Origin of the sequence: Pseudohalioglobus sediminis (genome assembly GCF_008370495.1) — a bacterium.
Taxonomy (GTDB): Bacteria; Pseudomonadota; Gammaproteobacteria; order Pseudomonadales; family Halieaceae; genus Halioglobus.
The window spans coordinates 39,978-65,431 of the sequence record NZ_VTUX01000007.1 but is presented as its reverse complement, the minus strand read 5'-3'; the positions used below and the strand labels follow the sequence as shown (position 1 = coordinate 65,431).

Genomic DNA, 25,454 nt, shown 5'->3' with positions numbered 1-25,454 from the left:
GCCTAGTTCCCCAGCAGTTTCTTCAGCACCTCGCCGGCTTCCTCGCCGAACTTCTCCTCGACCTCTTTCTGCGCCTTGCGCTTGAGTTCGTATTCGGCCAGGTCCTCGACGATGTCACCGCTGTCGACGGCGCACCAGTCACCGGGCTCGCCGGTCACATTACCCTTGCAGGACACCGGCCAGTCGATCGCCATGATGCGCTCGTTGACGCGGCAGGCCGGGTCGCGTTTGGCCAGGCCGGGTAGCAGTTTCGCGGTAAAAGTGACGTCGAAATCCATACTGTTGATGTCCAGCGCTCCCTTGCCGAGCAAGCGCATGTCAGCAAGTTTGGCGCGCAGGGGTTTCAGCGTGGCCTTGCCCTGGCCCATTTCAATGTTGACCGACAGCGCCTCGAAGGCGCTGTCCTCGGGGAATTCGCTGCTCAGCGCCTCCTGGTTGACCAGCGCCACGGCTTCGCACAGCATCTTTTCCACACCCATGTCCTGCAGTACCGCGTTCTCGGTCTGCAGGTCGATGGGGCCGCGCAGGGTGTTGACCAGGCGGTTGCTGGTGTTGCCCTGCCCGTGCAGTTTCCAGGTCAGTGAGGCGGTGCCGGCAAGGATCGGGTCCACCTCGGCGGCGGCCAGGGCCGCGCTGATATCCACACCCTCGAGGCTGCCCTGGGTATTCAGCCTTGCCACCGGTTGCCTGGCATTCAGGTTGGCCTTCATAGACAGTTTGCCACCGTGTACCGTGCCGGTGACACGGGGCAGGATGGCGGCGCCATCAACCACGCGTAACTTCGCCTCCAGGCCGGTTACGCGGTGCGCGCCCCACAGTACCTCGTCAATATTGAGCGTGGCCCGGGTATCCATGGCGCGCAGTGCATTGAGGGGCAGGGTAACGTCCTCCGCCTCCCCGTCGCCCGCGTCAACGCCGCCAGCGGGCTCACTGGCGGCCGCGTCCGGTCCCGCCAGCGCGAGCAGGGCAGGGGTGAACTGGTTGAGCTGCAGGGTGGCATCGATTTGTGGGCTCTCATGGCTGGCGTAGCGCAATTGCCCCTCGGCGCGCGCACTGCCGATATCGGCCAGCAACTGCAGGTCGGCGATCTGCCGGCTGATGTCGACCTCACCCGAGGTGGACAGCTTGATGGCACTTTCGAGCACCCCGGTAGCCGTGACCGCCAGTTCGGTAATGCCCAGTTTTTGTGTCTGCTGGCTCAGCGTGACCGTGCCGTCCAGATCGATCTCCACAGGTGGTTCCCCGGGCAGCACCAGGGTCGCCTGCAGCGGCATGGGGCGGCCATCGAGGTTGAGGTGCTTGCCCTTGAGGGCAACGATAGTGATCACATCCGGTTCGCTGCCCGCCTCGCCGATCTCGAGGCGTGAATCGGTGATGCTCAGGCTGGCGACCTCCAGGGCAAGCGGGACTGCCAGCGCCGCATCGGCGCCGGCGGCAGCACCGTCCTTGTCCCGCTTCGCCTGCCGGCGCGCATAAAACGCCTCCAGCTCGGCTTTGCTCATGGTGGTGGTATCAACCGGTGGCTCCGCCGGTTCGGTGACAATCCTGGCCACCACCCCGCGCAGGGCGATGTTGTCGATGGCGACGTTGCCCCGCAGCAAGGGTAATACCTGCACGCCGATGTTCAGTGCCGCCGCCTGGATAGCTCCCTGTGTTTCATCCGGCATGGTCAGTGACACCTGCTCCAGGCTGACGCCGAGGCGCGGCAGCAGGCTGATGCTGCTAGCCCCGGTAACGCTCAGTGTGGCGCCGGTCTGTTGTTTTACCTGGCTGGCCGCGAGCGCGAGGATTTTTTCCTCATCCAGCAGCAGGGGGACAAGGATGGCCGCCGCAATGATGAGCACCAGCGGTACAGCGATGATATAGAGCAGCAAGCGGGGCATGGTCTTTCCTTGGTATATCTATATGGGATCACAGTGTATGACCTGAAAGCATAGAACAGGTTCTGTCGGCTGTTCACGCCTCGTTGTACGCGCGCCTGACTTCCTCGGCAATAATGCCGATGCCTTCACGCACTTTGGCGCTGTCCTGTGCGTAGGACACGCGGATACATTCCTGCCGGTGGCGCCAGTCATCGGTCACGCCAACAAAGAAGTGCTCGCCCGGCACCACCAGCACGCCGCGCTGTTTCAGGCGCTGGTAAAGCGCCCGGCTGCTGATAGGCAGGCCGTCGAACCACAGCCACAGGAATATGGCGCCTTCCGGTTTGTGCACATGCCAGGGCAGGTCGCCCAGCGCCTCGCTGAACCAGGCGACCGCCTGCAGCGAGCGCTCACGGTAAAACGGGGTCACGTAGTCGCGGGTGATACTGGCGATCTCGCCGCTGTCGAAGAGTGCTTTGGCCAGGGCCGGGCCCAGGGTGCCGCAGGCCAGGCTGACGATGGTATTGGCATTGGTAAAGGCCTCGATGACCTCCTCCCCGGCGACGAGTATCCCGGTGCGCACGCCCGGCAGGCCCAGTTTGGACAGGCTCAGCACCAGGATGGTATTGCTGTTCCAGTGCGGCGTGGCGGGGGTGAACAGGATATTGGGGAAGGGCAGGCCGTAGGCGCCGTCGATGATCAGCGGTACGTCCACTGCGCGGGCAATCTCGTCCAGGTGCGCGACCTCGTCGTCGGTCAGCACATTGCCGGTGGGATTGGTGGGCCGGGAGATGCACAGGGCGGCCGTCTCCGCACCCGGGTCCAGGTGCGAGAAATCCACGTGGTATTTGAACAGGTGCTCGTCCAGTCGCTCGATGCTGGGCCGGGTGGCGCTGAAAAAGTTGTCGCGCAGGCCGGCATCGGCGTAACCGATGTATTCCGGTGCCAGCGGCAGGTGTATCTGCCGGGTGCTGCCGTCAGGCATGTCGCCGGCGAGCATATTGAACAGCACGAAGAAGGCCGACTGGCTGCCGTTGCTCACCGCGATGTTGCGTTCGCTGAGCGGCCAGCCGAACTGTTGCTGTAAATAGCGCGCCACCCGCTGGCGGAACTCGCGGTCACCCTGCGGTGACTGGTAGATGCCGAACAGGCTATGGCGCTGGGCGGGGTCTGCCATGATGGCTTCCAGCCGCTGCTGGAACACCGCCTCTACCTCCAGCAGGCGCCCGGGATTGCCTCCGCCCATGAAAATCATGTCCGGATTCTCGTTCAGCGCGCTGCCGAGGTCGTCCATCAATTCGACGATGCCGGATGTGCCTGCGAATTTCTGGCCGAAGTTGGAAAGTTTCAAACTGTTCTCGCTGCTGTGGTGCTGCTCTCGGGCGCAAAGAGTGGCCCCGCCTGTAGTGAGTGTATATGCTCAGGATTTAACCGCAACGGAAAGCGCCATGAGCCAGGGTCGCCGCCACTGCCGCAACTGCTATCACCCCCTCACCGGGGAGTACTGTGGCCACTGTGGGCAGCGCGAGGGCCGCTCGGACCGGCGTTTCTTCGATCTGGCGGGGGAACTGACCGGCGACCTGCTGGATTTTGATTCCCGGCTCTGGCGCACGCTGTTGTTCCTGCTGTTCCGCCCCGGGTTCCTGACCGCCGAATTTATTGCCGGCCGGCGCGCCCGCTACCTGCCGCCCCTGCGCCTCTACCTGGTGATCAGTTTCATCACCTTCCTGGTGTTGTCGCTGTTTATCCCCGACACCATCAGACTCAGCGATGACAAGGCCGCGAATGGGGATGAGGCCGTGGTGGTTACCATCGATACAGATTCCGCGGACGCCGAGGACAGCGCCGTCGATCCCAATGACCTGGACCTGCAGATTGGTCTTGCCCAAGAGGACAGCCCGCAGTGGCTCAAGGACCTGGAGCAGCGCCTGGAGAGCAACACCGGCAGGCTGCTAAAAGACCCGGCGGACTTCGTCGCGACCGTGGTGGAATACCTGCCCCAGGTGATGTTCCTGCTGCTGCCGGTGTTCGCGCTGCTGGTGCAACTGGTGTACCTGCTGTCGCCCTTTCACTACCTGCAGCACCTGGTGTTCGCACTGCATTACCATTCCTTCGCCTACCTGTTCTACCTGTTCACGGCGGTACTGGAGGTGTCCGGCGTGAAAGTTGAGGACCTGCTGATGATTGGTCTGCTGGTCTACCTGCCCCTGGCGTTTCGCCGCTGCTATGGCTCCGGCTGGTGGGGTGCCGTGGGCAAGGCCTTGCTGGTCTATATCAGCTACGCGCTGGTCCTGGTGCTGGGGTTTGCCGCGATGGTGGTGGTGACTATCGCCCTGTTGTAGCGGGAGCGATCCGCCGCCAGAAAGTGACGGCGTCAACATGTGCCGGCGGCTGCCGCTTCCAGATGCCACGCTGGTAAGTACTCAATTACCCCGTGTGCCAATTGTGTTGCGGTGGTCAATCACCAGGGGTGAATTTCAGGGCCCGTCGGAACCCGCAGCGGCGTCGGATCATTTGGGCTCTAAACGAAAAAATTCACAATATATTGTGCCTCAGCGTTGTTATCGCGCCGATATGTAGGTATAAATACTGGGTCTAACAACAAGCTTCGCGACCGACTTTCGGTCGCATTTCTGACGTACAAGGGGCACATTTTGGAACCAGCAGCCAAGCAGGAGACCGCTGTTCGCGGCATCAATATCGAATTTCAGGGTGCATCCCTGGACATCTGGGATAAAAAATACCGACTCAAAGACGGCCAGGGGAACGCGGTGGATGCCGATATCGACGGCACCTATTACCGTGTGGCGCGCGCGCTCGCTGAAGTCGAGGATGAAAGCAAGCGCCAGGAATGGGAACAGCGTTTTGTCTGGGCCCTCAAGCGCGGTGCCATCCCGGCCGGTCGCATCGTTTCCAACGCAGGCGCCCAGGCGCACAAGCCCTCCACCTCCACCATCAACTGTACGGTCTCCGGCACGATTGCCGACTCCATGGATGGCATCCTGCAGCGCAACCTCGAGGCGGGCCTCACCCTCAAGGCGGGCTGTGGCATTGGCTACGAGTTTTCCACCCTGCGGCCCCGTGGTGCGTTTGTGTCCGGCGCCGGCGCCTATACTTCCGGCCCCATGTCGTTCATGGATATCTTCGACAAGATGTGCTTCACGGTGTCGTCTGCGGGCGGGCGTCGCGGCGCACAGATGGCGACTTTCGATGTGCATCACCCGGACGTGTTCGACTTTGTGAAAGCCAAGCGCGAAGACGGCCGCCTGCGCCAGTTCAACCTGTCGCTGCTGATCACCGAGGACTTCATCAAGGCCGTGCGCGAAGACGCCGAGTGGCCGCTGTCGTTCCCGGTAACGCCAAAAGAATACGGCAACCGTGACCTGGACCCGGAGATGGAAATCATCTGGCGTCCGTTCCCGGTGACCGACGGTTACGTCGCAGACGACAAGGGCCGCGTGGCCTGCCGGGTGTACCAGCGCATTCGCGCCACCAAGCTGTGGAACGCGATCATGAGCTCCACCTACGACTACGCCGAGCCGGGATTCATCCTCATCGACGAGGTCAATGAGAAGAACAACAACTGGTTCTGCGAGAACGTCCGCGCCACCAACCCCTGTGGCGAACAGCCGCTGCCGCCCTATGGCAGCTGCCTGCTGGGTTCCGTCAACCTGACCCGTTTCGTGCGCGAGCCCTTCACCGAGAACGCCCACTTCGACTGGGAAGAGTACCGCGAGGTGGTGGCCGTGTTCACCCGCATGCTGGACAACGTGGTGGAGATCAACGGCCTGCCGCTGGAGCAGCAGCGCGGTGAGATCACCCGCAAGCGCCGTCACGGCATGGGCTTCCTTGGCCTCGGTTCCACCATGGCCATGCTGCGTATGAAGTACGGTGAAAAAGACTCACTGCAGTTTACCGAGCAGGTGGCCAGGGAAATGGCGGTATCCGGCTGGAAAGTTGGCCTGGAGCTGGCGCGTGAGAAAGGCCCGGCGCCGATCATGGACGAAGAGTTTGAAGTGACCGGCGAGATGCTGCGCCGCCGTCCCGAGATGGCCGCCGATGGCATCAAGGTCGGTGACAAAATTGCCGGGCGCGTCCTGCACGCCAAGTACAGCCACTACATGCAGACGCTGGCGCAGGAAGAACCGGAGCTGGTGAACTCGATTATCCAGGAAGGCGCGCGCTTCACCCACCATTCCTCGATTGCGCCAACGGGAACGATTTCCCTGTCGCTGGCCAACAACGCCAGTAACGGCATCGAGCCCAGCTTCGCGCACCACTACAGCCGCAACGTGATCCGCGAGGGCAAGAAGTCGAAGGAGAAAGTGGATGTGTTCTCCTATGAGCTGCTGGCCTATCGCGAACTGATCAACCCGCGGGCGATGCCGTTCTCCCAGGAGGAGGGCGAGGCGCTGCCGGATTACTTCATCGCCGCCGACACAGTGACCCCGAAGCAGCACGTGGACGTGCAGGCTGCGGCCCAGAAGTGGGTGGATTCCTCGATTTCCAAGACCATCAACGTGCCCACGGACTTCGCCTACGACGAGTTCAAGGACACTTACCTCTATGCCGCCGCGCAGGGCTTGAAAGGCTGCACCACCTTCCGTTTCAACCCCGAGGCGTTCCAGGGTGTGCTGGTGAAGGAAGAGGACCTGGAAAACACCAATTACGTGTTTACGCTGGAAGACGGATCCACCATCGAGCTGAAAGGTAACGAGGAAGTGGAGTACGACGGCGAGAAGCACACTGCGGCGAACCTGTTCGACGCGCTGAAGGAGGGGTACTACGGCAAGTTCTGATACTGGTTGCACGCCGTGCCGGCGTCATGCCCGCGTGGGCGGTGGTCCGCCATCGCGGAATCCAGTGAACTTGCAGCCAGAACCCAGGGATTTTTGAGTTCCCGCCCCCGGCGGGAATGACATGAAGTGACAGGTAAAATGCAATGAGCAAGAAAATCGATAAAAAAATCGTCGGCTTCCAGGTGAAGACCGAAGAAGAGAAACAGGCGGAAATAGAAAGCAACATCGTGCAGATGCACGAGAAGGTGTCTCGCCCCGAGCAACTGGCGGGCGCCACCTACAAGATCAAGACGCCGCTGTCGGATCACGCCCTGTACGTGACGATCAACGATATCATTCTCAACCCGGGCACCGACCACGAGTTGCGTCGCCCCTTCGAGATTTTCATCAACTCCAAGAACATGGACCACTTCCAGTGGATTGTGGCCCTGACGCGGGTGATCTCGGCGGTGTTCCGCAAGGGCGGCGACTGCACCTTCCTGGTGGAAGAGATGAAAGCGGTATTTGACCCGCAGGGCGGCTATTTCAAGTCCGGCGGCCGCTTCATGCCGTCACTGGTGGCCGAAATTGGCTGGGCCATCGAGGATCACCTGCAGAATATCGGCCTGCTGGAACAGCCGGGGCTGACCGATCACCAGAAGAAGATCCTGGAAGAAAAGAAGGCCGAGTATGCCGCCAAGACAGGTGATGACGGCGCCGGCGCCGAATTCCCCGCCAGCTCTGAACTGTGCCGCAAATGCAGTGTGAAGGCTGCCATCATGATGGACGGCTGCCTGACCTGCCTGAACTGCGGCGACTCCAAGTGCGGGTGATGGTCCGGCGCTTCTGAATCCCGAGCCAGTCACGCCCCGGAGAGCATTTGCCTCTCCCTCAGGGCTGGCTGGCGACCGATGACTATTTCATTCTGAGGTGAGGGAACGGCCCAGGGTAATATCACCTTCGATCGTGGTGCGGTTAATGACACGCTTGATGCCGGGTTTGGTGCCCGTTGTGCAGTGCATGGCTCGCCAGTTGTCCCACAGCACCATGTCGCCTTCACGCCACTTGTGAAAATAGGTGAACTCCGGTTTCTTGCCATGCGCCACCAGGCGTTCCAACAGTTCGATGGACTCGTCATTGGAGAGGCCAAACTGCTGCGGGGTAATGATCCGGTCCAGAAACTGCTCAACGACCTCGAGAATCTTGCGGCCGCTGACAGGGTGTGTGACCACAGCGGGATAAACAGCGTCAGCAAAATCCGGGAAGTTAACGTCGGCGGGCTTCCTCGGGCTATAGGGGCCCGGCTCATAACCTTCCAGGTCCACATAGCGCATATGGCGCCGCTGCATGCTGAAGCTGTAGGCCACTTCCAGTTTCTCCAGCAATGACTTGGTGTCGTCGTCCAGCGCATCATAGGCCTTGGCGAGATCACCAAAACCGGTGAGGCCATCTTCCTCGGCGACTACTACCGCGCGAAGCAGTGCACCATGATTGGGGCGCGCTGTGTAGTGTAGATCCATATGCCAGTCGAGGCGCCCGACAATTTCTTCGCCCTTGTAGGAGGCGGTAAAAAACTTATCCTTGTCACTGCCATTTTCAAGCACGAATAATTCCGGGTGCTCGCCACTGGTAGTGGCCTCTAGCGGATGCATTTCCAGCGGTCCGAAGATCCGGCTGAATTCTATTTGTTTTTCCGCGGTGATGTCCTGGTCGCGAAACAGCAGGATTGCATGTTCATACCAGAGTGACTTCAGTTCTGCTTTGATCTCGTCGGTGAGCGGTTCATTGATATCGAAACCGGAGACTTCCACGCCGACATTTTCCAGAGGTGTAACGGTAAGCATCATTATTAACTCCTTATCCTCTACCGGGTGTTACAGGCAGGTTTATTCCACTATGCCGGGGTCAAGGCGTAACTCCCGCCGAGCCATCGCTTCCCAGCAAAAGGGGAAGCCATTGGGGTCCGTAATCGCGACCTTTTCGATTTCCTCATCGCTAAGTGGCACGGCGCCGCCCGCCAGCTCAACTTCATAGGCGCGTTTGCAGCGCCATTCCAGGGTAATGGCACGCAGATGGGCCTGGCGCAGATCCTTGCCAACCACCAGGGCACCATGATGGGCGAGCAGGGCCCACCTGGCGTCGCCCAGCGCCTCTGCGGCGGACAGGCTGCTTTGCTCTTTTTCAAACGTACCGGTGTATTCATTATAGATGGGCAGTTCGGCGCCGCAGTGCGCGCCAGTCTGGTCGTATACCGGCGGCACGCGCTGCAGGTTGGCCCAGATTCCGCTCCAACGCGTATGGTTGTGGATGACAACGTTCACCTCGGGTCGCAAGTCGTGTAATTGAATGTGCAGGCCAATCGCCGGTGTGATGTTCCACTCGCCATCGATAACCCGGCCTTGCGAGTCCAGCGTCATGATGTCACTGGCGGTCAGTTCATCCCAGGCCAGTTCCCAGGGATTGGTCAAAATCGTACCATCCGGCTGGCGCACGGTGATATGCCCGGCAATGTGCTCGTTCCAGCCTTCCCTGAACAGCATGCGGCACATTAGCGCGACGCAGGCTTTCTCGCTCAAGGGCGGTAGCAGCGGTCGGCGACCTGGCCTCGGGGCGTATTGCTCCACCATGGCTTTGTTCAATCCATCGTATCTGTTCATTCTGCACCCGCCTTGTCGTAAACATCAGAAAAATCTGCCGCATCTATAGTAATAGATGCCGGCGCCGCCGGCAGTGCAGATCAGGCCAAATTTGTGTCCGATTACGCCACCGTGATGTCAGCCGAAAAGGGTCTCACGAGATGCTCCGTTGCTCGCACATCGCCGCGTAAATTGCCGCGCTGCGTGGGCTTGCCTGCGGTAGCGCTTCATCAAGAATGCGGGCGTCGAAAAACAGCTGGGTGGCGGCCGAGTCAAACTCCACTGGGCAACTGAAAATGGCCTGGTAAAGTTCTGAGTGTGGTGGCGCGGGATAGTCGCAACGCAGTCGGGTGATTGGCAGGTTCCTGCCCAAAACCCATCGCGATGTCGTCACGATATTTGCCAGGACATCTTCAGCAGCAAGCAGCCGCAGTTCGCCCAGGCTGGCCTGTGCCTGGATCTGGTAGCACCCTTCGTCGGCGACCTCGCTGAATGATGTAACGATCTGCCCATCAGGGTGAGGCGGCGGTCCAGGAGCGGCCACGGAGGCCGCCCACACAACGTGCCTAAAGCTGCGACTCCGGCACGAACCAGGACAGGATGCGCGTGCTGGTGCGTTTCCACCAGGTGGTGTCCGGCTCATGGCTGAGACGGACCTCCTCTCCCGTATCGGGATTTTGCCCCACCCATTCCAGGTCGCCGGCATCGTTGATGATCACCCTGTAGGCGAGTTGCTCCATCACCGCTTCGAATTTCTCCGACAACCTGCCGGCCTGCTCGGGGCTGGCATAGTAAACGCCCAACTCGGTGTTTAACCTGGCGGAGCGGCCGTCGAGATTGAACGACCCCACAAAGATTTCCGCCTCATCCACAACAAAGAACTTGGCGTGCAGGCTGGTCTTGGCCACGTCGATACGCTCGCGTTGCAGGCGCCTGCGCACCTTGTTTGAGCTGGCGTGGTACTCATATAACTCCACACCGGCGTTGATCAGGTCTTCCCGGTAGCGCATGTAGCCCGCGTGCACCATGGAGACATCGTTAGCCTGCAGGGAATTGGTGAGAATACGCACCCGGACGCCACGTTTTTCGATATCGCTAAGGAAGGCGGTGAACTTCTCTCCCGGCACGAAATAGGGCGACACAATAATCAGGTCTCTTTGCGCATCCTCCATACCCTTGAGAATCTTCAATGCCAGGTGTGTCTCCTGGGTCATCTCCTTCATCTCGATGGCTTGTGGATGGTCGTAGGCGAGAACCCAGTCGGACCAGACGAACTCGAGTTCACTGATGTGCTTGATCTGCGCGAACTCCACCTGGTTGAGTATTTCAGCGTAGCGGGTCTGCTTCGCCTGCTCCACGTAGTTGTCTGACCAGCGGCGATAATCGGCCACATCCGCCTCGGTGATTTCGGTTTTCCACTTGAAGGACTCCAGCGGATAGACGTACTCACTGTTCCAGTAGAGGTCGAACTGCGATGACACCTGCTGTGCCACCGGCCCGATGCCGAGTGAATCGAGGTCCCCGAAAGCGACCGCTTCCGTAGCGCCGAAGTACTCGTCGCCAATATTGCGACCGCCCACGATGGTGGCAATGTTATCCGCGGTCAGGGTCTTGTTGTGCATGCGGTGATTCACCCGTCGCGTATCGACGAGGAAATCGCCGGCGCGGAAGTCGCGATTGGCGAAGGGGTTGAAGACCCTGATTTGAATATTGGGATGGGCATTCATCTCGCGCAGCCGTTCATCCTTGCCGGCGGTGTCCAGGTCGTCGAGCAGGAGCCGCACGCGTACGCCACGGTCAGCGGCCTTGAGAAACATGTTTTGAAGCACGATGCCGGTGAGATCTTCGTGCCAGATGTAGTACTGCGCATCGAGCGTCTTTTGCGCGGCCGCCACCAGCCGCAGGCGCGCGGCGTAGGCCTGTTCGCCCTGTGCCAGCAGGCGGAAGCCGGACTGTTGCGGGTGCTGCTCCAGCATCGGTTGTATCGCCCTGACCAGCCCGGATTCGTTACTGGGAGGCGGTGCCTGGCTGGCCACCTTGTCAACGTTCTGCGGCAGGGTGCCGCAGGCAGTGAGAAACAGGGCCAGGCCGAGAACGGCAAGGCGTTGCAGGCTACGATGCGGCAGACAGCCGATAGCATCGCTGATTATGATGGAGCGCATATAATTGTTATCCGCAGAGGTGAATTGTGGAAATTATAGCCGCTTTCGCTGGCGTTAGTGCGGATGTCGCCACCTCAACTGGCAGGGAGATAACCATGAACAAACTGGAACAGCGTCTTGAAGAGATGGAGCAACAACTGCGACACCTGCGTGCCGAGCAGGCTATACGCCAGTTGAAAGCCCGTTACCTCAATGCCTGCGATCGGCAGGACCCGGAAGCGGTGCGCGCCTGCTTTGCCGAGGGTGAGGTGATCATCGATATGTCCTACTTCGGCCAGTGCCATAACCGCGATGAATTCGTGGACGGCATCTTCGTACCCCGAGGCTGCCATGATTACGTGCTGGACATGCACCACTGCGCCAACCCGGAGATCGAAGTCCTGGATGAGCAGCAGGCCCGCGGTACCTGGTCACTCAATTACCGCAACATCAATACCCGGGACCAGACCTTGACCCTGCTGTCGGCGCTGTACCACGACGAGTATCGCTGTATCGACGGCGACTGGAAAATCAGCCGTTCGCGCACTGAATACCGCACCGTGCTCAGTTGCAGCTATGCGCCCGGTACCCTCGAGGTCAACATCGCGGCCCGTTCACTGGCGCAGGTTGACTAGCATCGCCAGGCCAACGTCCCGCGCGTTGATATCCAGCGGCTGGCTGGCCTGCCGATGCGGCCACCGGGCTGCGGTAAGTCGGCATCGGTGGATACGTCTTTCGATGCTAGAATGACGCCCCAAAACACACTGGGACCTGAATCATGCCAATGACATTCTTAAAGCCGGGGATGGTTTGCCTGATCGTCGCCTCGGCACTGCTTGGCGGCTGTGGTAAAGCGCAGGTGGAGTTGCCGCCACCTGCTTCGCGGCCGGTCAAGCTGTTTACCGTTGGTGGCGGCAGTGAGGACGCGGTGCGCACGTTCCCCGGCCGTGTGGATGCCACACAACGGGCCGAACTGGCCTTCCGCGTGAGCGGGCAGCTGCGGGAACTGCTGGTCAAGGAGGGTGACCTCGTAAAGAAGGACCAGGTACTGGCCCGGCTCGACCCCACCGATTACGCCATCGTGGTGGAGGACCGCCGCGCCGCCTACGATAATGCCCGCCGCAACTTTGAGCGCGGCAAGGACCTGATTGAGGACGGCAATATATCGCGCCTCGATTTTGACCGTATGGAAGCAGAGTTCCGTTCCGCCAGCGCCGCCCTGAACGCGGCGGAGCAGGACCTGGAATATACCGTGCTGACCGCACCGTTCAGCGGCCGCATCGCCAGCCGCAACGTGGAGAATTTTGAGGAGGTACTGGCTCGCCAGACCGTGATCTGGCTGCAGAACATCGACGAGCTGGACGTGATCATCAACCTGCCGGAGTCGGTGGTGCGCAGTGTGCGCGATGAGCCCGGAGAAGATACCGACCTGCGCCGGGGCGAAACGGCGGGCGCAGTGCGCGCCTATGCCCGCTTCGATGGTCGCGATGATCGCCAGTTCGTGCTGCGGCCCAAGGAGATCGCCACCAAGGCCGATGACCAGACCCAGACGTTTCGTACCACCTTCACCATGGATGCCCCGACCGACTTCAATGTGCTGCCCGGTATGACGGCGACGGTCGAACTCAACCTCAGTGGCGTGGTCGATCGCGACAGCGTCCGGTGGGTGCCGGCCCGCGCGGTGCAGGCCGACAGCAACATGGCGCCGCGGGTGTGGGTGCTCGACCCGGACACCATGACAGTCAGCGCGCAACCCGTTGAAATCGGGCGCATGTCCGGCCGCTCGGTGGAGATCCGCTCCGGACTCGCCGGCGGTGAGGAAATCGTTGCCGTGGGTGCGCCCTATCTCGCCGAGGGCATGAAGGTCACGCGCATGCCGAAAACCGAACAGGCGCAGCCGCGCGCCGATGACCCGCTTTGAAAGCGCTGACGGTGAGGGTGGGTAAATGAACATCGGTGAATACTCGGTACGCAACCCGGTGATCACCTGGCTATTGGTGGTGATCATGGTCGGCGGTGGCATCTGGGCTTACCAGAGTATGGGTAAGCTGGAGGACCCGCCGTTCACGCTGAAGATGGCCAAGATACTCACCCAGTACCCGGGTGCCAGCGCCCGCGAGGTACAGGAAGAGCTGACCTATCATCTCGAAGATGCCATCCAGCGCATGCCGCAACTGAAGCGCATCAAGATGTCGGTGTCGCGGCCCGGATTTTCTGACATCCTGATCGAGTTCAAGGACGAGTACCAGGCGGAGGACCTGCCCAACATCTTTGACGAACTGCGGCGCAAGATTGCCGACGTCCAGCCCTCGCTGCCGCCGGGTGCCAACACGCCGATCATCCTCGACGACTTCGGCGACGTCTACGGCGTGTACCTGGTGCTCAATGGCGAGGGCTACACCTGGCGCGATCTCTACGACACCGCGGAGCGCATCAAGCGGCAGCTGGTGCTGGTGGACGGCGTGCGCAAGGTGGTGATCGACGGCGTGCAACAGGAAGTGGTCTACCTGGATATTTCCCGCAGCCGGCTGGCGGAGCTGGGCATTTCACTGGAGCAGATTGCCGACGTGCTGGGCTCGCAGAATGTGGTAGTGGATGCCGGCAACGTCAGCGTGGGCAGCGATTACCTGCGCTTTAACCCCACCGGCGCGTTCAAGTCGGTGCAGGAAATGGGTGACCTGCTGATCAGCTCCAGCGAGCGCAGGCTTATTCGCCTCTCGGATATCGCCACCATCAGCCGCGCCTATGAAACCGTGCCCAACAAGTTTTACTACGTGAACGGCACGCCCGGCCTGAGTATCGGTATCTCCATGTCCGCCGGGGAAAACGTGGTGGCAGTGGGCCGGCGCCTGGATCGCAAGATGCATGCGCTGCTGGCGGAGATTCCGGTGGGAATGGAGTTGACCACCGTGTACGACCAGCCGAAGGAAGTGAAGACCTCGGTAAGCGGTTTCCTGGTCAGCGTGGGGCAGGCGGTCGCTATCGTGATTGCCGTGCTGCTGCTGTTCATGGGCATGCGCACGGGGCTGGTGATCGGCGCGGTGCTGTTGATTACGGTAGCGGGCACACTGTTGCTGATGCACATCTACAAGATCGAGCTGCAGCGCATCTCCCTGGGCGCGTTGGTCATTGCCCTGGGCATGCTGGTGGACAACGCCATCGTCGTCGCCGAGGGCATGCTGGTGCGGATGAACGCCGGTATGCGCCCGGAGCAGGCCGCGCGTGAAGCGGTGGGCAAAACCGTGTGGGCGCTGCTGGGCGGAACCGCCATCGGCATCCTGGCCTTCTCCGCGATCGGGCTGTCGCCTGACAACACTGGGGAATTCGCCAGTTCGCTGTTCTACGTGATCCTCATTTCACTGGCGCTGAGCTGGGTAACGGCGATCACAGTCACGCCACTGTTGTGCGCACTCCTGCTCAAACCCGATCCCGACGCCACCGAGAAAGATCCTTACGACGGCAGACTTTTCAGGCTCTATCGCGGGACGGTCAGCCGTGCCGTGGACCATCGCTGGTTGACCCTGGGCGTGGTGGTGGCGCTGTTCATTGCCGCCGCACTGGGCTTTGGCCGCGTCAACAGCGGATTTTTTCCCGACTCCAATACGCCCTTGTTCTTCGTTGATATCTGGGAGCCGGAAGGCACGGATATCCGCGTCACGCGTGACGACACCTTGCGCGTCAGCGAGTTTATTCGCCAGCAGCCCGGGGTGATACAGACCACCTCGGTGGTCGGCGGGCCGCACCAGCGTTTTACCCTGGTATACGATTCCAAGGAGCCTTCTTCTGTTTACGGCCAGGTTGTGGTGCGTACCGAGACGCTGGAGCAGATCGACAGTGTCTGGGCGGCGACGGAACAGTACCTGCATGAGCAGATGCCCTGGACCGACCCCATTATTAAGCCCATGCGCATCGGCCCCGGCCGTGATGCCAAGATCGAGGCGCGCTTTTCCGGGCCGGACGAAACCGTACTGCGCCAACTCTCCGAGCGCGCCCAGCGCATCATGCGCGAGGATGGCTTCGCCACCGATATCCGCGACGACTGGCGCTCGCCGGTGAAAGTGGCGGTGCCCGTGTTTAATGAACAGGTGGGCAGGCAACTGGGCGTGGATCGCGAATCACTTGGCAGCGCCCTGCGCTATGCCTTCGAGGGCTCGCGGGTTGGCGTGTACCGCGACGGTATCCGCCTGCTGCCGATCGAACTGCGCGCGCCTGAGGATGAGCGCGGGGATATCGACAACGTGCGTGATATCCAGGTCTGGAGCCCGGTGCTGGCGCGGTCTGTGCCCGCATCGCAGATCGTGTCCCACTACGACACGCGCATGGAGAACGCCGTTATCCGCGGCCGCGATCGTATCCAGACCATTATCGCCTCCTGTAACCCTGTCGCCATTTCGGCGACCGAACTGCTGGAGCGCCTGCGGCCGCAACTTGAGGCCATGGAGCTGCCCACCGGCTATCACCTTGAGTGGGGCGGGGAATTCGAGGATTCGCAAAACGCCCGGTCCGGCCTGGTGCTCTCGCTGCCGGTGGGCTTCCTGTTGATGATACTCACCAGTATTTTCCTGTTCGGCAAGCTGCGGCAGCCGGCGATCATCTGGGCGACCGTGCCGCTGGCGATCGTTGGCATCACCGCCGGGCTGCTGGTGACGGGTGGCGCCTTTGACTTCATGTCCCTGCTGGGTGCCCTGTCGCTGGTGGGGCTGTTGATCAAGAACGCCATTGTACTGATTGATGAAACCGACCAGCAGATCGACGACGGCAAGGTCCCGTACACGGCGATTCTCGATTCTGCGGTGAGCCGGTTGCGGCCGGTGATGCTGGCGGCGGCCACCACGATACTCGGCCTGATACCGCTGCTGACGGACGTGTTCTTCGTCAATATGTCGATCACTATTATGGCCGGCCTGGGCTTTGCCTCCTTACTGACGCTGATCGTGGTGCCCACCCTGTATGCGGTTTTCTTCGGCATCCATAAGCCCCAGGCTGCTGCCCCGGACGCGTGAGGCCGGGGCTGCCACGCGCGACCGGAACGCTCTGGTGGGGCAGGCCGCGGGCATGCATACTTCAGGGATGAGTTGGTGGCAGGGAGTGAACTGATGCGAGCGATGGTATTCCACGGCGTGGGCCAGGCCCTGGCCCTGGAGGATGTGCCGACCCCCGCGGCCGGCCCCGGGCAAATGCAACTGCGGGTAACCGCCTGCGGCATCTGTCGCACCGACCTGCACGTGGTGGATGGTGACCTCAGGGAGCCGGCGCTGCCGCTGATTCCGGGGCACCAGATTGTCGGCGAGGTCATCTCCGTGGGCCGTGGCGTGGAGGGCTTCGCCATCGGCCAGCGCGTCGGTGTGCCCTGGCTGGGTGGCAGCTGCGGTGACTGCTGGTATTGCCATCGGGACAAGGAAAACCTGTGCGATGCCGCGCGCTACACCGGTTACCAGATCAACGGCGGCTTTGCCGAGTACACGGTGGCCGATGCCCGTTACTGCTTCCCCATTCCCGAGGGCTACAGCGATATCCAGGCCGCGCCGCTGCTCTGTGCCGGGCTGATCGGCTACCGCTCCTATCGCCTGGTGGAGCACTGCGAGACGATCGGCTTGTATGGCTTTGGCGCCGCCGCGCACATCCTGATACAGGTTGCGCGCCACCGCGGCCAGCGGGTTTTCGCCTTCACCCGCGAAGGGGACGTGGAAGCGCAGCAATTCGCCATGCAGCTGGGCGCGGAGTGGGCCGGTAACTCCGGCCAGGACAGCCCGGAGCCCCTGGAAGGGGCGATTATTTTCGCCCCCGCCGGTGAACTGGTGCCGCAGGCCCTGCGCGCGGTGCGCCGCGGCGGGCGGGTGGTTTGCGCCGGCATTCACATGAGCGACATTCCGTCATTCCCCTACGAGATTCTGTGGGGGGAACGGGAGCTGGTGTCCGTCGCCAACCTGACCCGGCGCGACGGCGAGGAGTTCCTGCCGCTGGCCGCCAGCATTCCCATTGAGACCACTGTGCATCGCTACCCCCTGGAGGAGGCCAACGAGGCCCTGGAAGACCTGCGCCATGGCCGCTTCAGCGGCGCCGCCGTGCTGGTGCCCTGATGCATCGCGGCTGTGGCCGCTCCCACATCACCGCACCCTCCCCTTGTAGGAGCGGCCACAGCCGCGATGCCCCGCAAGCACGCTGACCTTCTCGCGGCTATGGCCGCTCCTACAAGGTAACGCAACATCCCCGTACGCCTACAGCCGCGATCCCCCCACACAGCGGCCTGCCCCGCCGTAGGAGCGGCTACAGCCGCGATCCCTTCGCACACACAGCGCCGCCCCCGGGATCGACCCCGGCCGCGATCCCACTCGCCAGGCCATGGTGTGCGTTACGGTCAATTTTCCTAATCGGTAGCGTCATTGTTACCCGCTGCGCCCTCCCGCATCATCTGGCCCCTGTTTTCACAGCTGACGAGATAAACGATGAGCAACAACGCCTACATCTACGACGCTATCCGCACCCCGCGCAGCAAGGGCAAGGCGGATGGCACCCTGCATGAAGTGAAGCCGGTAGACCTCGGCGCCGGCCTGTTGCGGGAGCTGCAGAGCCGCCACAACCTGGACACGTCCTACGTGGACGACGTGATCATGGGCTGCGTCACCCCTGTTGGCGAACAGGGCTCCGACGTTGCCAAGATGATTGCGCAGAATGCCGACTGGGACGAATCCGTGGCCGGCGTGCAGCTGGACCGCTTCTGCGCTTCCGGCCTGGAAGCGGTGAACAGCGCGGCGGCCAAGGTGGCGTCGGGCTGGCACCATCTCATCGTCGCCGGCGGGGTGGAGTGTATGTCCCGAGTGCCCATGGGCTCCAACGGCGGTGCCATGGGCGGCGACCCGGCGTTCAGCCTGAAGACCAAATTCGTGCCCCAGGGCATCGGCGCCGACACCATCGCCACCCTGGAGGGCTGGAGCCGCGAGGACGTGGACGCCTACGCCGTGGCATCGCAGCAGCGCGCCGCCCACGCCCGTGACAGCGGTTACTTCGACCGTTCCGTGGTGCCGGTAAAAGACTGTAACGGCCAGGTGATCCTGGAAAAAGACGACTTCATCAAGCCCAACACCACCATGGAAGGCCTCGCCGGGCTGCGTGCTTCCTTTGAAATGATCGGCGGCATGGGTTTTGACGACATGGTGCTGTCGAAGTACAACGAGCTGGAGCGCATCAACCACGTGCACACGCCGGGGAACTCCTCCGGTATCGTCAATGGCGCCTCGGCGGTACTGATCGGCTCCGAGCAGGCAGGCAAGGACCTCGGCCTCACGCCGCGTGGCCGCATCGTCGCCACCTCCGTACTCTCCACTGACCCCATCATCATGCTTACCGGCCCCGGCCCTGCCGCCGAGAAATGCCTCAAGGTCGCCGGCCTCAGCAAGGCGGATATCGACCTTTGGGAAATCAACGAGGCTTTTGCCTCGGTGGCCATGCGGTATATGAAAGACCTGGGCATCGACCACGAGGTCACCAACGTCAACGGTGGCGCTATCGCCATGGGTCACCCGCTGGGTGCGACCGGTGCAATGCTGGTCTCCACCATGCTCGATGAGCTGGAGCGGCGTGACCTGAAGCGCGCCATGCTCTCGCTTTGCGTGGGCGGTGGCATGGGCATCTCCACCATCATTGAGCGCGTGTAAGCAGCCGGCAACGAATTAAGGAATCAGCACATGAGTGGATTTAATTACGAGAAAGACGCCGACGGTATCGTTACCGTCACCATGGACATGGAAGGCCCGGTCAATTCCATGAACGAGGAATACCGCAGCTGCATGGCAGAGACGGTAGCAAAGCTGCAACAGGAAGAGGGGCTTACCGGTGTGGTGTTCGCATCCGCCAAGAAAGTGTTCTTTGCCGGCGGCAACCTGCACGAACTGCTGGCTACCACGGAGGAAGATATTCCCGCCTTCATGGACATGCTGGAAAAAACCAAGAGCGAATTGCGCGCCCTGGAAAAATTGCCGGTGCCCGTTGTCGCCGCGATCAACGGCGCAGCCCTGGGCGGCGGTTTCGAGATCTGCCTGGCCTGCAACCACCGCATCGCCTGGAATGATCGCAGCGTGCAACTGGGCCTGCCGGAAGTGACCCTGGGCCTGCTGCCCGGCGGTGGCGGCGTGGTGCGCATGGTTAACCTGCTCGGCCTCGAAAAAGCGATTCCCTACCTGCTGGAAGGCCTGCGGGTAACGCCCGAAAAGGCACTGGCCGCGGGCATGATTCACGAAACCGTGGACAGCGCCGACGAACTGGTGCCGCGAGCGAAGGCCTGGATCAAGGAAAACCAGGGCAACGAAGCCGCGGCAGTGCAGCCCTGGGACACCAAGGGCCACAAGATTCCCGGCGGTAATGCCGCTCACCCGCGCATCGCGCAGATGATCAGCGCCGCTCCCGCCATGCTGTACCAGAAAACCCGGGGCCTGTTGCCGGCGCCGGCCAAGGTGCTGGACTGCGCCGTGGAAGCGGCGCGCCTGGACCTGGACACAGCACTGCGCGTGGAGTCGCGCGGCCTGGCTTACCTGACGGTGACGCCGGAAGCGAAGAACCAGATCAGCACGTTCTTCTTTGGCCTCAACAAGGTCAACGGCGGCGCCAGCCGGCCCCAGGACGTGCCGCCGCAGGAAACGAAAAAGGTGGGCATTCTCGGCGCGGGCATGATGGGGCAGGGCATCGCCTACGTTTCCGCCATGGCCGGCATCGAAGTGGTGCTCAAGGACATCAGCCAGGAAGCGGCGGACAAGGGCAAGGCCTACAGTGAGAAACTGCTGGCCAGGCGCGTGGAGCGCGGCCGTATGGACCAGGCGAAGATGGACGCCGTGCTCGGGCTGATCAAGCCCACCGCGGAAGCCGCTGACCTGCAGGGCTGTGACCTGGTGATTGAAGCCGTGTTCGAGAACATGGAACTCAAGCACCAGATCACGAAGGAGATGCAGGGCTACATGGCCGAGGGTGGCGTGTGGGGTTCCAATACATCCACCCTGCCGATTACCCAGCTGGCGGCTGCGGCGGACAAGCCGGAGAACTTCATCGGCATCCACTTCTTCTCCCCGGTAGATAAAATGCCACTGGTAGAGATCATCTGTGGCGAACAGACTTCCGACGTGGCGCTGGCCAAGGCCTTTGACTACACCAGGCAGATTCGCAAGACCCCGATCGTGGTTAACGATTCCCTCGGGTTCTTCACCTCGCGCACCTTCGGCACCTTCCTCGACGAGGGCATGCAACTGCTCAATGAGGGCGTGCACCCGGTGAAAATTGACAACCTGGGCAAGGCCATCGGCATGCCGGTGGGCCCGCTTCAGGTACACGACGAGGTGAGCCTGGAGCTGACCAAGAAAGCCGGCGCCACCCACGCCGAACTGGGCGTGCTGGACCAGTGGGGTGACGGCAGCGTGGGCCGCAGCATCGTCGCCACCATGGTCGACGAGCACGGTCGTGGTGGCCGCTTCCACGGCGGCGGGTTCTACGAGTATGCCGAAGACGGCAGCCGTACGATCTGGCCGCAGCTGCTGGAGTTGTATTACCAGCCGGAAGTGGATGTGCCGGACCAGGACATCAAGGACCGCCTGCTGTTCCGCCAGGTGATTGAATCCCTGAAATGCCTGGAGGGTGGCGTGCTGCGCAGCGTGCAGGACGGCAACATCGGTTCTATCATGGGTATCGGCGCGCCGGTGTGGACGGGTGGTTTCATCCAGTTCGTGAACACCTATGGACTGCAGCGCTTTATCGATCGCTGCGATGAACTGGCGGCCGCCTACGGCGAGCGCTTCAAGGCCCCGGCTATCGTGGCCGAGAAGCTGGCAGCCGGCGAGCAGTTCGACTGACGCCGGGCCGCCAGGCCTGCGACTCTTTCGCGGCTGTAGCCGCTCCTACAAGATCAGCCTTACGGGCCCTGTAGGAGCGGCCACAGCCGCGATGATCCGGACAGCAAAAGTGCCCTGTAGGAGCGGCCACAGCCGCGATGATCCGGACAGCAAAAGTGCCCTGTAGGAGCGGCCACAGCCGCGATGATCCGGACAGCAAAAGTGCCCCGTAGGAGCGGCCACAGCCGCGATCAGTCTTGAGAATACGCGCAGGGTTGTGATGTTGAAAAGCTTCTTGCGGCTGCAGCCGCTCCTACAAGATCGGCCTTACCCGGGCCCTGTAGGAGCGACCAAAGCCGCGATCAATCCCGCTTACTCTTCCTTGTTCGGCCCGTACAGGCCCACGCCCAGCTCAGCAGCGATATAGCCTATCGCCCGCAGACCACGGACACTGTTGCCGGCTTCGTTCAGCGGCGGTGAAAAGGTGGCGATGGCGAATTTGCCGGGCACTACGGCAACAATGCCGCCGCCAACACCGGTCTTCGCCGGAAGGCCTGCGCGGTACATCCACTCACCGGACTCGTCGTAGAAGCCCGCCGTGGCCATAATAGCCAGCAGCTCGGGAACATCTTCCTTGTCCAGCACGCGCTTGCCGGTCACCGGGTTCACACCCTCATTGGCCAGCGTGGCGCCCATCATGCCCAGGTCGCGGGTGTTGATACCGATGGAACACTGGCGTGTGTACACGCGCAGGGCTTCTTCCGGGTCACTGTAGAGGCGCTCGTAGTTGTACAGCAGGTTGGCGATGCCGCGGTTGCTCCAGGAAGTCTCGTACTCAGACTTGTAAACCTCCTCCAGCACCTTGAGATCGCGCCCGGCATAGGCCTCAATATTGCCCAGCACCTTGTTCCAGCGATCTTCCTCAGAGCTTGCCTGCACCAGGCTGACCGCAGCGATCGCGCCCGCATTCACCAGCGGGTTAACCGAGCGCTCGGGGTAGAGCTCCAGCGCCATCTTGGAGTTGAAGGGCAGGCCGGTGGGCTCTACACCAATCTTCTCGCGCAGGGTTTTGGCACCCTGTTCCGCCATGATCAGCGAGGCGGTAAACGGCTTGGACACGGACTGGATCGAAAACTCGTAGTCCATTTCCCCGGCCGAGTAGACCTTGCCTTCCCGGGTGACGATCACCACGCCGAACATCTCGCTGGGCACGGTGGCCAGGATGGGAATGTAGTCCGCGTTGGCACCTTCCTTGAGGTCCTTGTACTTGCTGTAGGCCTCGTCGACAACGCGCTGGTAGTCGGCTTCGGTGATGGCGGCACGCACCGGTGCGGCGCACAGCAATATGAGGCAGCACAGGGTTGTAAAACTGCGCCAGATGGGTTGAGTCATGTGTTTGCTCCTGCAAGGTTGAATTGACTTGCTAGCAGTGTAGCCCGCTCTCCACAATTGTCACGTGTAGAGCGCGCGCGCCCAAAATGGTGTAAGTTACACGAATCATATATAGCACGAGAGCGAGAGCCCATGGACCTCGACAAGATGAAGGAATCAGCCCGCACGGCGACCGATATGCTGAAGCTACTCGGTCACCCTGATCGCCTGATGATCCTGTGCCAGTTAAAGGCCGGTGAACACTCGGTGGGCCAGCTGGCCGAAAAGCTGGATATCAAGCAGTCCCCCCTCTCGCAGCATCTTGCCCGCATGCGCCTGGAAGGCGTGGTGACGCGACGCCGGGAAGCGCAGACTATTTATTACTCTATCGCCGGTGAAGAGGCGATCCGTTTGATTTCTGTGATCTATGATCTGTACTGCGAAGACGACTGAAGCTACGGCGCTGAGTCGTTTGCCTGCGCTGTTTTGCCGCACAGCGCGAGACCGCTGTTTACCGCGCTTGCCTTAAGGCCCATCCATTACATCAAAACCGTTCGCCGCCAGCCCCGCATCGCCTGAGGTGACTATACTGCGATAACCGGCGCCAGCCAGGAAGGCAATGGCCCGGCCCTGAAATAGACCCCAACGCAGGTATTCACATGGATAGTGGATTCGCCTCACTGGCTATTATCGCGCGCTTGCACCAGATCGATGTAGACGCTGATCAACTCGCGCGTGAGTACGCCGGCGAGCATGGCGATGCCGGCCCCGTGGAACTGCTGCGCGCGGCCAGGGCGCTCGAGTTGAGGGCGAAGGTGGTGAGCCTGGCGCCCATGGATTTGAACCCCAGCGTACTGCCGGCCCTTGCCTTCACCTCGACGGGAGATTGTTTCGTGGTGGCGCGCATGGCCATCGGCGCAGAGGATGAAAGGCGCTTCCTCATTCAGCGCCCGGGCGCAGCGCGACCCGAAAGTCTGGGTGTCGATGCCCTGTCTGAACTGTGGTCTGGAGAAGTAATGCTGGTGTCGTCGCGTGGGGGCGGCGCTGCCGGGCCTGTGCGGTTTAACCTGCGCTGGTTCGTGCCTTCCATTCTCAAGTATCGTCGTCTTTTTGCTGAAGTGCTGGTCGCCTCTCTCTTTCTTCAGTTATTCGCGCTGGTAACGCCCCTGTTCTTCCAGGTGGTGATGGACAAGGTCCTGGTGCACCGGGGGTTCACCACGCTGGATGTGCTGGCTTTCGGGTTTGCTGTCGTGGTCGGGTTCGAGGCCATTGTCGGTGGTCTGCGCAACTTTCTGCTCAGCCATACCAGTCATCGCATCGATGTCGAACTGGGCGCACGCCTGTTTCGGCATCTCGCCAGGCTGCCGATGGCGTATTTCTCCGCACGGCAGGTCGGCCAGACGGTGGCCCGTGTCCGCGAGCTCGATACCATCCGTAATTTCATCACCGGCGCCGCCCTGACCCTGGTCGTCGACCTGTCGTTCACTTTTGTCTTCATCGCCGTGCTGTGGTTCTACAGCCCGCAACTGACGTGGATCGTATTGGGCTCACTGCCGTTCTATGTGTTGTTGTCGGCGTTGATTACTCCGGTGTTGCGCGAGAGGCTGGACTTGAAGTTTCGCCATGGTGCGGCCAACCAGGCGTTTCTAACCGAGACCGTGGCGGGGATGGAGACGGTCAAGTCGCAGGCACTGGAGCCGCAGATGCAGCGCCGCTGGGAGGGGCAGCTTGCGGACTACGTGACCGCAGCGTTTCGCGCCCAGAATCTGAACAACGTGGCCAACCAGCTCGCCACCCTGATAAGCAGGATGACCACGCTGTTGATTATCTGGTTCGGGGCGCATGCGGTTATTGCCGGTAGCCTGACAGTAGGACAACTGGTTGCCTTCAACATGATTGCCGGGCGCGTCACCGGGCCCATACTGAAACTGGTGCAGCTGTGGCAGGACTTTCAGCAGGCCGGGATATCGCTGCAGCGTCTCGGCGACATTCTGAATACGCCACAGGAACCCGGAGCCACGGCGCGGCGCAGTGTGCCGGGTTCGTTGCAGGGCAATGTATGCTTCAGCCAGGTGCGTTTTCGTTACCACCCCGATGCACCACTGGTACTCGATGACGTGTCCCTAAACATTCCCGCCGGTTCAGTGGTTGGCTGCGTCGGTCGATCCGGTTCCGGCAAGAGCACGCTCGCCAGACTGTTGCAGCGACTGCACGTTCCCGAGGCGGGGCGGGTGATGATCGATGGCGTCGATCTCGCCATGATCGATACGGCGTGGTTGCGTGCTCGGGTAGGGGTGGTGCAGCAGGACAGCTTCCTGTTCAATCGCAGCGTACGCGAGAACATCGCCATTGCCGATACCGGCCTGCCCTTTGACCGCATTGTCGAAGCGGCGCGCATGGCGGGAGCCCATGATTTCATTCTCGAATTGTCCCGGGGCTATGACACCGTGATCGAAGAGCAGGGAGCCAACCTGTCCGGCGGCCAGCGACAGCGTATCGCCATTGCCCGGGCACTGGTCTCTGACCCGAGCATTCTGATCTTTGATGAGGCCACCAGTGCGCTCGATTACGAATCCGAGCGCATCGTGCAGGAGAATATGGGGCGCATCGCCCGTAACCGAACCGTGATCGTGATTGCGCATCGCCTCAGCACGGTGCGCCATTGCGACGAGATCCTGGTGATGGATGCCGGCGCCATCGTGGAGCAGGGCAGCCACGATGCACTACTGGCGGCCGGAGGATATTACGCAAGGCTCCACGGCTACCAGAGCGATGTGCCGCTGATCAGGCCTTTGGCAGGCGCGCCTGCGGCGACGGGGTGAAGGAGTGCTGCTTTCCAACGACCAGGTTGATC

Annotated in this window: 18 protein-coding genes; 11 read left to right on the top strand and 7 right to left on the bottom strand. The window is 61.6% G+C overall.

What is annotated here, in order from left to right:
- Positions 1 to 2: 2 nt before the first annotated feature.
- Both F0M18_RS14045 and F0M18_RS14040 read right to left on the bottom strand, forming a co-directional pair.
- Positions 3 to 1,883, bottom strand: a complete 1,881-nt coding sequence (locus F0M18_RS14045; protein ID WP_149612089.1) for an AsmA family protein — start codon at positions 1,881 to 1,883, stop codon at positions 3 to 5.
- Between the two features lie 73 nt (positions 1,884 to 1,956).
- Positions 1,957 to 3,213, bottom strand: a complete 1,257-nt coding sequence (locus F0M18_RS14040; protein WP_149612088.1) for a valine--pyruvate transaminase — start codon at positions 3,211 to 3,213, stop codon at positions 1,957 to 1,959.
- A gap of 97 nt (positions 3,214 to 3,310) precedes the next feature.
- Here F0M18_RS14040 and F0M18_RS14035 point away from each other — a divergent pair, with 97 nt between their 5' ends.
- The 3 genes from F0M18_RS14035 (at position 3,311) to F0M18_RS14025 (ending at position 7,473) form a co-directional block, all read left to right on the top strand.
- Positions 3,311 to 4,204, top strand: a complete 894-nt coding sequence (locus F0M18_RS14035) for a DUF3667 domain-containing protein (protein ID WP_149612087.1) — start codon at positions 3,311 to 3,313, stop codon at positions 4,202 to 4,204.
- Between the two features lie 312 nt (positions 4,205 to 4,516).
- Complete coding sequence (locus tag F0M18_RS14030) at positions 4,517 to 6,661, top strand: adenosylcobalamin-dependent ribonucleoside-diphosphate reductase (RefSeq protein ID WP_149612086.1); 2,145 nt, start codon at positions 4,517 to 4,519, stop codon at positions 6,659 to 6,661.
- Positions 6,662 to 6,804: 143 nt separating this feature from the next.
- Positions 6,805 to 7,473: a TSCPD domain-containing protein gene (locus tag F0M18_RS14025; protein WP_149612085.1), complete on the top strand. Its 669-nt coding sequence runs from the start codon at positions 6,805 to 6,807 to the stop codon at positions 7,471 to 7,473.
- An 87-nt stretch (positions 7,474 to 7,560) separates the two neighbouring features.
- Here F0M18_RS14025 and F0M18_RS14020 read toward each other — a convergent pair whose 3' ends face one another.
- The 4 genes from F0M18_RS14020 to F0M18_RS14005 form a co-directional block, all read right to left on the bottom strand.
- Positions 7,561 to 8,487: a TauD/TfdA dioxygenase family protein gene (locus tag F0M18_RS14020; RefSeq protein ID WP_149612084.1), complete on the bottom strand. Its 927-nt coding sequence runs from the start codon at positions 8,485 to 8,487 to the stop codon at positions 7,561 to 7,563.
- Positions 8,488 to 8,526: 39 nt separating this feature from the next.
- The gene (locus F0M18_RS14015; protein WP_149612083.1) at positions 8,527 to 9,297 is read right to left on the bottom strand and encodes a class II aldolase/adducin family protein; all 771 of its coding nucleotides are present in this window, start codon (positions 9,295 to 9,297) and stop codon (positions 8,527 to 8,529) included.
- Between the two features lie 133 nt (positions 9,298 to 9,430).
- Entirely contained in the window at positions 9,431 to 9,820 is a 390-nt protein-coding gene (locus F0M18_RS14010) for an AraC family transcriptional regulator ligand-binding domain-containing protein (RefSeq protein ID WP_188109755.1), read from the bottom strand.
- A 22-nt stretch (positions 9,821 to 9,842) separates the two neighbouring features.
- Positions 9,843 to 11,438, bottom strand: a complete 1,596-nt coding sequence (locus F0M18_RS14005; RefSeq protein ID WP_149612081.1) for a phospholipase D family protein — start codon at positions 11,436 to 11,438, stop codon at positions 9,843 to 9,845.
- Between the two features lie 95 nt (positions 11,439 to 11,533).
- Here F0M18_RS14005 and F0M18_RS14000 point away from each other — a divergent pair, with 95 nt between their 5' ends.
- The 6 genes from F0M18_RS14000 to F0M18_RS13975 all read left to right on the top strand — a co-directional run bounded on the left by F0M18_RS14000 (position 11,534) and on the right by F0M18_RS13975 (position 21,250).
- Positions 11,534 to 12,052 carry a nuclear transport factor 2 family protein gene (locus tag F0M18_RS14000; RefSeq protein WP_149612080.1) on the top strand — a complete coding sequence of 173 codons (519 nt, stop codon included), beginning with the start codon at positions 11,534 to 11,536 and terminating at the stop codon, positions 12,050 to 12,052.
- Between the two features lie 149 nt (positions 12,053 to 12,201).
- Positions 12,202 to 13,338 carry an efflux RND transporter periplasmic adaptor subunit gene (locus tag F0M18_RS13995; protein WP_262500957.1) on the top strand — a complete coding sequence of 379 codons (1,137 nt, stop codon included), beginning with the start codon at positions 12,202 to 12,204 and terminating at the stop codon, positions 13,336 to 13,338.
- 25 nt (positions 13,339 to 13,363) lie between these two features.
- Complete coding sequence (locus tag F0M18_RS13990) at positions 13,364 to 16,420, top strand: efflux RND transporter permease subunit (RefSeq protein ID WP_149612079.1); 3,057 nt, start codon at positions 13,364 to 13,366, stop codon at positions 16,418 to 16,420.
- Positions 16,421 to 16,513: 93 nt separating this feature from the next.
- Positions 16,514 to 17,497 (top strand): zinc-dependent alcohol dehydrogenase family protein, encoded by a 984-nt coding sequence (locus F0M18_RS13985; RefSeq protein ID WP_149612078.1) that lies wholly within the window; start codon positions 16,514 to 16,516, stop codon positions 17,495 to 17,497.
- Between the two features lie 366 nt (positions 17,498 to 17,863).
- A complete protein-coding gene (locus F0M18_RS13980) occupies positions 17,864 to 19,072 on the top strand; it encodes an acetyl-CoA C-acetyltransferase (protein ID WP_149612077.1) in 1,209 nt (402 codons plus the stop codon).
- A gap of 30 nt (positions 19,073 to 19,102) precedes the next feature.
- Positions 19,103 to 21,250, top strand: a complete 2,148-nt coding sequence (locus tag F0M18_RS13975) for a 3-hydroxyacyl-CoA dehydrogenase NAD-binding domain-containing protein (protein WP_149612076.1) — start codon at positions 19,103 to 19,105, stop codon at positions 21,248 to 21,250.
- 351 nt (positions 21,251 to 21,601) lie between these two features.
- On the opposite strand, the gene glsA is transcribed toward F0M18_RS13975, so the two are convergent.
- The gene (gene glsA / locus F0M18_RS13970) at positions 21,602 to 22,621 is read right to left on the bottom strand and encodes a glutaminase A (RefSeq protein ID WP_149612075.1); all 1,020 of its coding nucleotides are present in this window, start codon (positions 22,619 to 22,621) and stop codon (positions 21,602 to 21,604) included.
- A 132-nt stretch (positions 22,622 to 22,753) separates the two neighbouring features.
- Between glsA and F0M18_RS13965 the strand changes: the two genes are divergently transcribed.
- Together F0M18_RS13965 and F0M18_RS13960 are read left to right on the top strand one after the other, a co-directional pair.
- Positions 22,754 to 23,053, top strand: a complete 300-nt coding sequence (locus F0M18_RS13965; RefSeq protein ID WP_149612074.1) for an ArsR/SmtB family transcription factor — start codon at positions 22,754 to 22,756, stop codon at positions 23,051 to 23,053.
- Between the two features lie 206 nt (positions 23,054 to 23,259).
- On the top strand, positions 23,260 to 25,422 hold the full coding sequence (locus F0M18_RS13960) for a type I secretion system permease/ATPase (protein WP_149612073.1): 2,163 nt from the start codon (positions 23,260 to 23,262) through the stop codon (positions 25,420 to 25,422).
- The last annotated feature ends 32 nt before the right edge of the window (positions 25,423 to 25,454 follow it).